The organism is Streptomyces sp. NPDC052236 (assembly GCF_044548015.1).
In the GTDB taxonomy this organism is placed as follows: Bacteria; Actinomycetota; Actinomycetes; order Streptomycetales; family Streptomycetaceae; genus Streptomyces.
Genome location: NZ_JBIUBL010000066.1, coordinates 1 through 10,149 on the forward strand (window position 1 = coordinate 1; position 10,149 = coordinate 10,149).

Below are 10,149 nucleotides of genomic sequence, written 5' to 3' on the forward strand. Positions count from 1 at the left end.
CGCTTTTTGTTTGCGGTTTCTGTATTTCTGACTTTTGCTCTTCCGACCTCCCCAGCCCCTCCGGGGTGTGGGGGGGGGGGGGGGGGGCGCCCCCCCCGTTTCGGCCCGGCCCACCCACCCCCGCCACCCCCGCCACCCCCCGAACCCCATCCCGCCATCCGGACGTCCCGTCCAGACTCACCCCCAAGGCGTACGCTCAAAGAACGCCCCCAACCTCCCGAAGGAGCGCCGCGATGCCCGAGCTGAGGTCCCGTACCGTCACCCACGGCCGCAACATGGCGGGCGCCCGCGCCCTTATGCGGGCGTCCGGCGTAGCGAGCGCGGACATCGGCAAGCCGATCATCGCCGTCGCCAACTCCTTCACCGAGTTCGTTCCCGGGCACACCCACCTCGCCCCGGTCGGCCGCATCGTCTCCGAAGCGATCCTCGCCGCCGGCGCCGTCCCCCGTGAGTTCAACACCATCGCCGTGGACGACGGCATCGCGATGGGCCACGGCGGAATGCTCTACTCCCTCCCCTCCCGCGACCTCATCGCGGACAGCGTGGAGTACATGGTCGAGGCCCACTGCGCCGACGCGCTGATCTGCATCTCCAACTGCGACAAGATCACCCCCGGCATGCTGATGGCCGCGCTCCGCCTCAACATCCCCACGGTCTTCGTCTCCGGCGGCCCCATGGAGGCCGGCCAGGCCACCCTCGTAGACGGCACGGTCCGCAAGCTCGACCTGGTCAACGCCATCTCCGACGCGGTCAACGAGAACATCTCGGACGAGGACATCCTCCGTATCGAGGAGAACGCCTGCCCGACCTGCGGCTCCTGTTCCGGCATGTTCACCGCCAACTCCATGAACTGCCTGACCGAGGCCCTGGGCCTCTCCCTCCCGGGCAACGGTTCGGTGCTGGCCACCCACACGGCCCGCCGCGCCCTGTACGAGAACGCCGCCCGCACCGTCGTCGACATCACCAAGCGCTACTACGAGGACGACGACGCGACCGTCCTGCCGCGCTCCATCGCCACCCGCGCCGCCTTCGACAACGCCATGGCCCTCGACATCTCCATGGGCGGCTCCACCAACACGATCCTGCACCTGCTCGCCGCCGCCCAGGAAGCCGAGCTGGACTACGACCTGGAGGACATGGACGAGGTCTCGCGCCGCGTCCCCTGCCTCGCCAAGGTCGCTCCGAACGTCGCCCCTGGTGGCACGTACTACATGGAAGACGTCCACCGGGCCGGCGGCATCCCCGCCATCCTCGGCGAGCTCTACCGCGCCGGACTGCTCAACGAGGACGTGCACACGGTCCACTCGCCGAGCGTCAAGGACTGGCTCGGCACCTGGGACGTACGCGGCGGCTCGCCGTCCGAGGAGGCCGTCGAGCTCTGGCACGCGGCGCCGGGCTGCAAGCGCTCGGCCGAAGCCTTCTCACAGTCCGAGCGCTGGTCGACCCTCGACGTGGACGCGGCAGGCGGCTGCATCCGCGACCTGGAGCACGCCTATTCCAAGGACGGCGGCCTCGCCGTGCTGAAGGGCAACCTCGCCGTCGACGGCTGTGTCGTGAAGACCGCGGGCGTGGACGAGTCGATCTGGACCTTCGAGGGACCGGCCGTCGTCTGCGAGTCGCAGGACGAGGCAGTCGACAAGATCCTCCGCAAGGAGATCAAGGAGGGCGACGTCGTCGTCATCCGTTACGAGGGCCCGCGCGGCGGCCCCGGCATGCAGGAGATGCTCTACCCGACGTCCTTCCTGAAGGGCCGCGGGCTCGGCAAGGCCTGCGCGCTGGTGACGGACGGCCGCTTCTCCGGCGGTACGTCGGGCCTGTCCATCGGCCACGCCTCACCGGAGGCGGCCTCGGGCGGAACCATCGCGCTGGTCGAGAACGGCGACCGCATCCGGATCGACATCCCGGGCCGTACGATCGAGCTCCTCGTCCCCGAGGCCGAGCTGGCCGCCCGCCGCGAGGCGCTGGGCGGGGTGTACGCGCCGAAGTCCCGTGACCGCAAGGTCTCGGCGGCGCTGCGCGCCTACGCGGCGATGGCGACGAGCGCGGACAAGGGCGCGGTCCGCGACGTGTCCCGCCTCGGCTGACCCCGCATCGTCCTCAACTGACCCCGCATCGACACGCTCATCCAGCTAGCTCACCACGCGCCCGGATCGCGCGCATCCAGCGCGAAGACCGAGCCGTCGGGAGCGGTGCCGAAGACCCTGCCGTCGACGGCGACGGGCGCGGGCAGCGCGGACGCGAAGGTGTAACGCCCGTCGTCCATGCGGGGCTCCGTCTGGCCGAGCAGCACACCGCGCGCCGCGTCCACGGCCAGCAGCCGTCCGTCTCCGACCGTCACATACACCGCGCGCCCGTCGGTGGCGGGGCGCGAGAGATGGGTGACCGAGGTCTCAAGACGCCAGAGCTGAGCGGTCCCGGACCCGGACCCGGACCCGGCCTCGGTCCCGGTTCCGGTCCCGTCGGTGTTGAGCGCGAGGATCGAGCCCCCCGACCCGGACAGATAAATCATCTCCCCCGCCACGGTCGCCTGGGCCTGGTCGACGGGCGTGGGCAGCGGAATACGGCGTACGGCACGCACACCGCCCGACGTGTCCAGTCGTACGACCGCGTCCGTGAACCCGTCCGTCGTGGCGGACAGCAGATACAGCACGCCGCCGCTGCCCGCGAGCTGCACCGGACTCAGCGCCCCCGGAATCCGCTTCTCCCACAGCAGTTGGCCACTGGCCGGGTCGACCGCGCTGACCTGCGTGGACGCGCCGTCCGTGGCGGGCGTCGCGGCGAGGGCGGGACCGCGGCTGCCGGGCGACGAGACCCACTCCGTACCGAGTCCGCCGTGCTGCCGGCTCCAGCGCTCCGCGCCCGTCGCGGCGTCGACGGCCCGCACCAGCCCGGCGTCCGTCACCAGCAGCACCGCGTCGCCGGTGTGCCGGACCGTGGCGTACGGGGAAATGTCGACGTCCCAGCGCACCGTGCCCGACTCGGGGTCGAGCGCCTCCAGCCGGTCGCCGCCGGGCGTCACCACATGCAGCAGCCCTCCGGCCAATACGGGCGCCATGCCCTCGTCCGCCTGGGTCGCGCTGCCGCCCGCCTTCGCCGACCACAGCGTCCTGCCGTCGCGCGGGTCCAGCCGGGCCGCTTTGATGCCGAGCGCGGTGCAGTACAGCGCAGGGCCCGCGGACGCGCACACCGGCGTCCTGTTCTCCGTGTCCCGGCCACGCAGCGGAACGCTCCAGGGCCGGAAGCGCTCCTCGGCGCGCGGCGTGGCGGGCGCCTGCCCCGTACCGCCGCCGTCCGCCGCCGTCGTGCGTACGACCACGATTCCAGCCGTGACGAGCACAGCGAGCGCCCCGGCGGCTGCCGCCCACCGCGCCTTCCGGCCGAACCGGGGAGCCGGCGTCCGGTCCACGCCGATGGGATTCGACGGCTCGGCATGAAGATCATCAGTAAGACCAGGCGGCACGCTCGCGCGCGGGTCGGGCGTCCGCTGCGTCGGTATGTAAGCCTGGGTGTCGTACGAGGCCGACGGCGAGGACGCACGCAACGCGACCATCAGCTCATACGGCGTCGGCCGGTCATCCGGGTCCTTCGCCAGGCAGCGCCGGAACAGCGGTACGAGATCCGCGGGCACACCCGCCAAGTCCGGTTCGTTGTGCACCACTTGGTACGCCACGATGTACGGGCTGTCCGAGTCGAACGGCCCGCGCCCGGTCGCCGCGTGCACGAGCACCGATCCCATCGCGAACACATCGGCGGCGGGCCCCACCTCGCGCGGACGCTGGAACTGCTCGGGCGCCATGAACGGCGGCGTCCCGATCAGCTTGCCCGTCTCCGTACGCAGATCGCTGTCCGTAGGGCGGGAGATCCCGAAGTCGATGACTTTTGGCCCGTCGGGCGCCAGCAGCACATTGCTCGGCTTCAGATCGCGGTGCACCACGCCGACGCGATGAATATCGCGCAGCGCCTCGGCCAGTCCCGCCCCGGCGCGGCGGAGTTCCGCCGTGTCCAGCGGCCCCTTCCGCTTCACCCGTTCGGCGAGCGTCGGACCCTCGATGAACAGCGTGGCCATCCACGGCCGTTCGGCCTCCGGGTCGGCGTCGACGACGGACGCGGTGAAGGCTCCACTGACGCGACGGGCCGCCGCGACCTCCTGCTTGAAACGTGCCCTGAACTCCGGGTCCGTCGCATGCTCGGCGTGAATGACCTTGACCGCCAGGCGCAACCCGGAGCCGGACGTGGCCAGCCGGACCACGCCCATTCCGCCGGTGCCCAGGATTGCCTCAAGCCGGTACTGCCCGGCGTACTCCGGATGCTCCGCTTCCGGGAACCGCCCGGTGCTGCGCAGCGGTGGCATCGCCCACCCCCGTGTTGTTCGTGCGCAAGCGCGACGCACGGAGCCTAGTCGATGATGCGTGCGATCCAGCCATGGGTTGCTAGCCTGCGCGGCGTACTGAACATAAGTGGCAACGGGGAGAGTTTCGATGGCTGTTGAAGAAGTACAGAGCGGCTCCGAGAGCGTCGTGGCCGAATCGTCCGCCGTGGCGGCCGAGACGACCGACGCGGCCGACACGGCGGGGACACTGACGGTCAGGCGCTACCCGGTCGCGCCGGGCTACCGCCTGAACGTCCGCAGTGGCCCCGGCACCAACTACCGCCTCATCAAGGTCCTGCCCTACGGAGCCGTGGTGCCGATCAACTGCCAGAAGCCGGGGGAGTGGATCAGCGGCCCCTATGGCACCTCCAACCTCTGGGACAACATCGCGAATGGCCAGTTTGTGTCGGACGCGTATGTGAACACGGGCAGCAACGGCTATGTGACCATCCGCTGCTCCTGACCGGACGGCCTCGCTCCAGGGATAATCGACCTCGTGAGCGAGCAGAGCGATAACACCACGAGCACCACCGATGTCACAGGCGGCGGCCCGCAGCCCGAGCCCATCCGTTTCTTCGGCACGACCTGGGTCGGCCACGACGGGGGCTACCGGGGCTACGGGCTGCGCCGTGCCGCCGTCGCCACCGGCTCGCTCGCCGCCGCCGTCATCGGCTGTCTCGTCCTGCGCTTCGCCTACCAGGGCCTGGCCATCGCCGACGTCGGCGGCTTCCTCAACATGCTCGTCATCATCATGTTCGCGATCTGCAGCGCCATCGCTTTCCGCAAGACCTGGGAGAGCTTCACGCGCCGCCCCACCGGCTCCACCGCCGAGGACTCCCTGCGCAGCCTCAAGGCCATCGGCTTCGTCGGCTCGCTCCTCGCGTACTTCTTCCGCTCCCTCATCGAGGCACCGGGCGAGAAGCTGCTCCGCGAGGAGTACGAGACGGCCCGCGTCCAGTACGAGAAGCGCCGGAACACGCGCACCGGCAACCCCGCCGCCCGCAAGGGAAAGACAGCCAAGGCGAAGCGCAAGTAGCGCGAGGCGCCAGACCGAGGCGCCGAGCTGGCACCAGGCACCAGGCATCAGGTGCCATGCGGCGGGCGCAGGACTTCGAGCAGATGTCAGGCGTCAGGCGTCAAGCATCAGGCCCTCCGGCGGGAGAACCGTCCGACCATCCCCACCACGAGCACCACCAGCGCACCCCGGCACAGCCCGTCCCACAGGCTGCCGAACAGCCCCTGCCCGGTAAATATCTGGTGCACCACCACATCGGTGACGATCATCAGCGCGCCCGGCACGGCCGCGACCCGCCATGGGTGCGCCTCCGCCCAGCGCCGGATCCGGCGATCGGAGCCGCTGCCGGCGCCCTTCTTGTCGCCGAGCACCGCGCCCGCGCCGCCGACCACGAAGAACAGCAGCAGCGCGGCCGAGAGCGCACCGGCGACCACGCCGAGGCCGATTCCGTCGGCGATCGCGCCGAGCACGAGGGCGACGCCGCCGCCGAGCGCGCCGACCGTGGCGGCGGCACGCCACGGCCCGAGCGTCGCCGCGGCGACGGCGAGCTGCCGCTGCTCGGCCTTCGAGATCTCACTGTTGTGGCTCATGTATCCACGGTCCTCCGCCCGCCCCCTGAAACACCATCGGGGAAACCCCTGACCCACCCCCGAACTTGACGAGGTGCACCCCCAGGAGCATTATTCATCGCATGATGAATTCTTCTGAGGCTGCCGTCCTGGCTCGTGGCCTCACCGTCGTACGAGGAGACCGCACGGTCCTGCGCGGCCTTGACTTCACCGTGCCGCCAGGCCGGATCACAGGGCTGCTCGGCCCCTCCGGCTGCGGCAAATCGACCCTGATGCGCGCCGCGGTGGGCACCCAGGCCAAGGTCAGCGGAAGGCTGGAGATCCTCGGCAAGCCCGCGGGCGACCCGTCCCTCCGCTCCCGCATCGGCTATGTCACCCAGGCTCCGTCCGTCTACGACGACCTGACGGTCCGCCAGAACCTCGACTACTTCGCCGCCGTCCTGCTGCCCGGCCGCCGCCACCGCGACGCCCGCCAGGAGCACGTGACCCGCGCCATCACCGATGTCGACCTCAACTCGCACGCCGACGCCCTGGCCGGTCGCCTCTCCGGCGGTCAGCGCAACCGCGTCTCCCTTGCGGTCGCTCTGCTCGGCACCCCCGAACTGCTCGTCCTGGACGAACCGACCGTCGGTCTCGACCCCGTCCTGCGCCGCGATCTGTGGGACCTCTTCCACCACCTCGCCGAGGAGCGCGGCGCGACGCTCCTCGTCTCCTCCCACGTCATGGACGAGGCCGAGCGCTGCCACCGGCTGCTGCTGATGCGGGAGGGCGAGATCCTCGCCGAGGACTCCCCGGACATGCTGCGCTCCCGCACCCGCTCCGAGACGGTCGAAGCGGCGTTCCTCCATCTCGTCGACGAAGCCAACGCCCGCCAGGCCATCGCCCGCCAAGCTGGCACACCTCAGGCCGACACCCTCCAGGAGAACGCCCGATGAGTTCTGCCCGCACCCTCGCCACCGCCGCCCGCGTTCTGCGCCAGCTGCGCCACGACCCACGCTCCATCGTGCTGATGCTGCTCGTGCCGTGCGTGATGCTCTTCCTGCTGCGCTATGTCTTCGACGGCAACCCGCGGACCTTCGACTCCATCGGCGCCTCGCTGCTCGGCATCTTCCCGCTGATCACGATGTTCCTGGTGGCGTCCATCGCTACCCTGCGCGAACGCACCTCGGGCACCCTGGAACGGCTCCTCGCCATGCCGCTCGGCAAAGGCGACCTGATCGCCGGGTACGGCCTGGCCTTCGGCCTCGTCGCCTTCGTCCAATCCCTCCTCGCCACCGGCCTCGCACTCTGGGCCCTGGGCCTGGACGTCGTCGGCTCACCCTGGCTACTGCTCCTCGTCGCCCTCCTCGACGCCCTGCTCGGCACTGCCCTCGGCCTGTTCGTCTCGGCTTTCGCCGCCTCCGAATTCCAGGCGGTCCAATTCATGCCGGCCGTGATCTTCCCGCAGCTGGTGCTCTGCGGCCTGTTCACGCCGCGCCCCAACATGCAGCCCGTCCTCGAAGGAATCTCGAACGTCCTGCCCATGTCGTACGCGGTCGACGCCATGACCGAGGTCCTCGGCTACTCGGAGGCCACCGGCGACTTCGTCCGCGACGTCCTGATCGTCGCGGCCTGCGCGATCCTGGTCCTGACCCTGGGCGCGGCGACCCTGCGCCGCCGCACCGCATAGCCCGCCGGTCGACAGTCCGCCCCCGTCGTATCGCGCCCGTACGTCCCCACGCCGCCGTACCGCCCCTCGGACACCCCGGCACAGACCCGCCCTCGGTGCAAGGATGGCCGCACGGACCCCCACCGGCGAGGTGAACAGAGCCATGACCCAGACAGTCGCAGTTCTTGGTACGGGCAAGATCGGCGAAGCCCTGCTCAGCGGGATGATCCGCGCCGGCTGGCCCACCGGCCACCTTCTGGCCACCACTCGCCGCACCGACCGCGCCGAGGAGCTCCGCACCCGCTACGGCGTCGAGACCGTCAGCAATGCCGACGCCGCCAAGCGCGCGGACACCCTCATCCTGGCCGTCAAGCCCCAGGACATGAGCAAGCTCCTCGATGAACTCGCCCCGTACGTCACCGCGGACCGCCTGGTCATCAGCGCCGCGGCAGGCATCCCCACCTCCTTTATTGAATCGCGCCTGGCCGCATCCACCGCTGTCGTCCGGGTCATGCCCAACACCCCGGTCCTCGTGGACGAGGGCATGTCCGTGATCTCGGCCGGCAGCCACGCCACCGCGGAACACCTCACCCACACCGAGGAAATCTTCGGCGGCGTCGGCAAGACCCTCCGCGTCCCCGAGTCCCAGCAGGACGCGGCCACCGCCCTGTCCGGCTCGGGTCCTGCGTACTTCTACTTCCTGGTCGAGGCCATGACCGACGCGGGCATCCTCCTCGGCCTCCCCCGCGCCCAGGCACATGACCTGATCGTCCAGGCCGCGATCGGCGCCGCTGTGATGCTCCGCGACAGCGGCGAGCATCCCGTCAAGCTTCGTGAAGCAGTCACCTCCCCCGCGGGCACCACGATCAGTGCCATCCGCGAACTCGAAAACCACGGTGTGCGTGCCGCGCTCATCGCCGCCCTCGAAGCAGCCCGCGACCGCAGCCGCGAACTCGCCTCCGGCAACGGCTGAGGCGATCGGCCGCCCCCTTCTGCCCGTGCGGCCTGCCCGCGCGCCGGCTATGCGGGCAACAGCCCAATCGCCCGATAGGCGGCATCGACCCTGGGCCGGGCCATCCCCCGGGCCCGCTCGGCCCCCTTCCTCAGTACTTCGTCGACGTACCCCAAATCCGCCGCCAGCTCGGCGTGCCGCTCCCTGACCGGCCTCAGCAGCTCCGCCACCGCCTCGGCCGTGTCCCTCTTCAGCGCCCCGTACGACTCATATACACCGGCCAGCTCGTTTGGGTTCCCACCCTCACAAGCGGCCAGCATTTCGAGCAGATTCGCGACGCCAGGCCTGCTCTCACGGTCGTACTCGACGTCGCGTCCGCCGTCCGTGACCGCCCGCATGATCTTCTTGCGCACCACGTCCGCGTCATCGAGCAGATAGACGATCCCGGCCCCTGATACGTGCGACTTCCCCATTTTCGAGGCCGGGTCCTGCAGATCCATGACGCGTGCCGCCACCGGCGGATGCGTCGCTTTCGGCACGGTGAACGTGTGCCCGTAACGCTGGTTGAACCGCACAGCAGATCCCGGGTCAGCTCCACATGCTGGGTCTGGTCGTCTCCCACCGGCACCTCATCGGCCCCGTACGCCAGGATGTCCGCCGCCATCAGCGCCGGATACGTCAGCAGCGACACCCGCACGCTGTCCCCGGCCGCCCGCGCCCGCGCGCCCTTCTCCTTGTACTGGATCATGCGCCGCAGCTCGCCGTCGGTGGCCGTGCACTCCAATAGATACGACAGTCGCGCGTGCTCATCCACATGACTCTGTACGAAGACGGTGCACCGCTCCGGGTCCAGCCCCGCCGCGAGCATCAGCGTCGCGGCCTGCCGACTGAGCCTGCGCACCCGCGCCGGATCGTGTTCCACGGTCAGCGCATGCAGATCGACCACGCTGAACAGCGCGTCCGCCTGATGCTGATCAACCTCGACCCACCTGCGAAGGGCCCCGAGGTAGTTGCCCAGCGTCAGATGCCCCGTGGGCTTGATCCCGCTGAAGATTCGCGTCATCCCGAACTCCGTCTCCTGATCGGAGCTGCCGCGTCAGCGGCCGGACTCCCGGAGGGAGAAACGAGAACGGCCACCGAAGCGGCGGCCGTTTGAGTACGCGCGTAGGTGCCGGCCGCCGTCAGGCGGCCCACCACTGAAGGAGGCACGTACACGCTGTCATGGACCAGAGGCTACGCGCCTTGCGCTCGGGTTGACAGCGGATACGCTCATCCGTAGTGTTCTCCGAGTTGTCCGGCGTGGGCACCGACTTCGGCCGGTCCCCGGACAGCCAATCCGCAAGACCTCACTTCAAGCTGGCGACACTCTGTCGTTTGGCTTTCTGTGTGCTTTTGCGGAATGAGGAATCCGCGTTCGAAGGAGCGCAACCCCGATTAGCGTCGGGGGGCAGGATTCCGCTAAAGTCTCACTCGTCGGAACGGCTCAACGGCCGGGAAGACAAACCCGAGTTCGACCGGGAATCGGGCCTGAAAGGGTCTGGTAGAGTCGGAATCACCGGAAAGCCGAAAGGCTGGAAGGTGAAAACCCCGCCGACT

At 69.8% G+C, this 10,149-nt stretch carries 9 protein-coding genes and 1 pseudogene; 7 read left to right on the forward strand and 3 right to left on the reverse strand.

Going from position 1 to position 10,149, the window contains the following annotated elements:
* Nucleotides 1-233: 233 nt before the first annotated feature.
* Entirely contained in the window at nt 234-2,084 is a 1,851-nt protein-coding gene (gene ilvD, locus ACIHCQ_RS44130; RefSeq protein WP_399674924.1) for a dihydroxy-acid dehydratase, read from the forward strand.
* A 50-nt stretch (nt 2,085-2,134) separates the two neighbouring features.
* On the opposite strand, the gene ACIHCQ_RS44135 is transcribed toward ilvD, so the two are convergent.
* Nucleotides 2,135-4,351, reverse strand: a complete 2,217-nt coding sequence (locus ACIHCQ_RS44135; protein WP_399674926.1) for a PQQ-binding-like beta-propeller repeat protein — start codon at nt 4,349-4,351, stop codon at nt 2,135-2,137.
* Nucleotides 4,352-4,478: 127 nt separating this feature from the next.
* Between ACIHCQ_RS44135 and ACIHCQ_RS44140 the strand changes: the two genes are divergently transcribed.
* Both ACIHCQ_RS44140 and ACIHCQ_RS44145 read left to right on the forward strand, forming a co-directional pair.
* Nucleotides 4,479-4,832 (forward strand): peptidase, encoded by a 354-nt coding sequence (locus ACIHCQ_RS44140; protein WP_399674928.1) that lies wholly within the window; start codon nt 4,479-4,481, stop codon nt 4,830-4,832.
* Nucleotides 4,833-4,865: 33 nt separating this feature from the next.
* Complete coding sequence (locus ACIHCQ_RS44145; protein ID WP_399674930.1) at nt 4,866-5,405, forward strand: hypothetical protein; 540 nt, start codon at nt 4,866-4,868, stop codon at nt 5,403-5,405.
* A gap of 107 nt (nt 5,406-5,512) precedes the next feature.
* On the opposite strand, the gene ACIHCQ_RS44150 is transcribed toward ACIHCQ_RS44145, so the two are convergent.
* Nucleotides 5,513-5,974, reverse strand: a complete 462-nt coding sequence (locus ACIHCQ_RS44150; RefSeq protein WP_399674931.1) for a hypothetical protein — start codon at nt 5,972-5,974, stop codon at nt 5,513-5,515.
* 101 nt (nt 5,975-6,075) lie between these two features.
* Between ACIHCQ_RS44150 and ACIHCQ_RS44155 the strand changes: the two genes are divergently transcribed.
* From ACIHCQ_RS44155 to proC, 3 genes are all read left to right on the forward strand, one after another.
* The gene (locus tag ACIHCQ_RS44155) at nt 6,076-6,888 is read left to right on the forward strand and encodes an ABC transporter ATP-binding protein (protein ID WP_399674933.1); all 813 of its coding nucleotides are present in this window, start codon (nt 6,076-6,078) and stop codon (nt 6,886-6,888) included.
* Entirely contained in the window at nt 6,885-7,622 is a 738-nt protein-coding gene (locus tag ACIHCQ_RS44160) for an ABC transporter permease (protein WP_399674935.1), read from the forward strand. The genes ACIHCQ_RS44155 and ACIHCQ_RS44160 overlap by 4 nt, the downstream gene beginning before the upstream one ends.
* A gap of 142 nt (nt 7,623-7,764) precedes the next feature.
* A complete protein-coding gene (gene proC / locus ACIHCQ_RS44165) occupies nt 7,765-8,574 on the forward strand; it encodes a pyrroline-5-carboxylate reductase (RefSeq protein ID WP_399674937.1) in 810 nt (269 codons plus the stop codon).
* A gap of 47 nt (nt 8,575-8,621) precedes the next feature.
* Here the strand turns inward: proC and trpS are convergent.
* Nucleotides 8,622-9,577 (reverse strand): annotated as a pseudogene (gene trpS, locus ACIHCQ_RS44170) (tryptophan--tRNA ligase).
* Between trpS and ACIHCQ_RS44175 the strand changes: the two are divergent.
* Nucleotides 9,485-9,709 (forward strand): hypothetical protein, encoded by a 225-nt coding sequence (locus ACIHCQ_RS44175; protein WP_399674938.1) that lies wholly within the window; start codon nt 9,485-9,487, stop codon nt 9,707-9,709. The pseudogene trpS and the gene ACIHCQ_RS44175 sit on opposite strands and share 93 nt — an antisense overlap.
* The last annotated feature ends 440 nt before the right edge of the window (nt 9,710-10,149 follow it).

What these genes read in the sequence shown, in the direction of transcription:
- ilvD (WP_399674924.1), top strand. Translation starts at nt 234, where the DNA reads ATGCCCGAGCTGAGGTCCCGTACCGTCACCCACGGCCGCAACATGGCG.
- ACIHCQ_RS44135 (WP_399674926.1), bottom strand. Translation starts at nt 4,351, where the DNA reads ATGCCACCGCTGCGCAGCACCGGGCGGTTCCCGGAAGCGGAGCATCCG.
- ACIHCQ_RS44140 (WP_399674928.1), top strand. Translation starts at nt 4,479, where the DNA reads ATGGCTGTTGAAGAAGTACAGAGCGGCTCCGAGAGCGTCGTGGCCGAA.
- ACIHCQ_RS44150 (WP_399674931.1), bottom strand. Translation starts at nt 5,974, where the DNA reads ATGAGCCACAACAGTGAGATCTCGAAGGCCGAGCAGCGGCAGCTCGCC.
- ACIHCQ_RS44155 (WP_399674933.1), top strand. Translation starts at nt 6,076, where the DNA reads ATGATGAATTCTTCTGAGGCTGCCGTCCTGGCTCGTGGCCTCACCGTC.
- ACIHCQ_RS44160 (WP_399674935.1), top strand. Translation starts at nt 6,885, where the DNA reads ATGAGTTCTGCCCGCACCCTCGCCACCGCCGCCCGCGTTCTGCGCCAG.
- proC (WP_399674937.1), top strand. Translation starts at nt 7,765, where the DNA reads ATGACCCAGACAGTCGCAGTTCTTGGTACGGGCAAGATCGGCGAAGCC.
- ACIHCQ_RS44175 (WP_399674938.1), top strand. Translation starts at nt 9,485, where the DNA reads ATGCAGATCGACCACGCTGAACAGCGCGTCCGCCTGATGCTGATCAAC.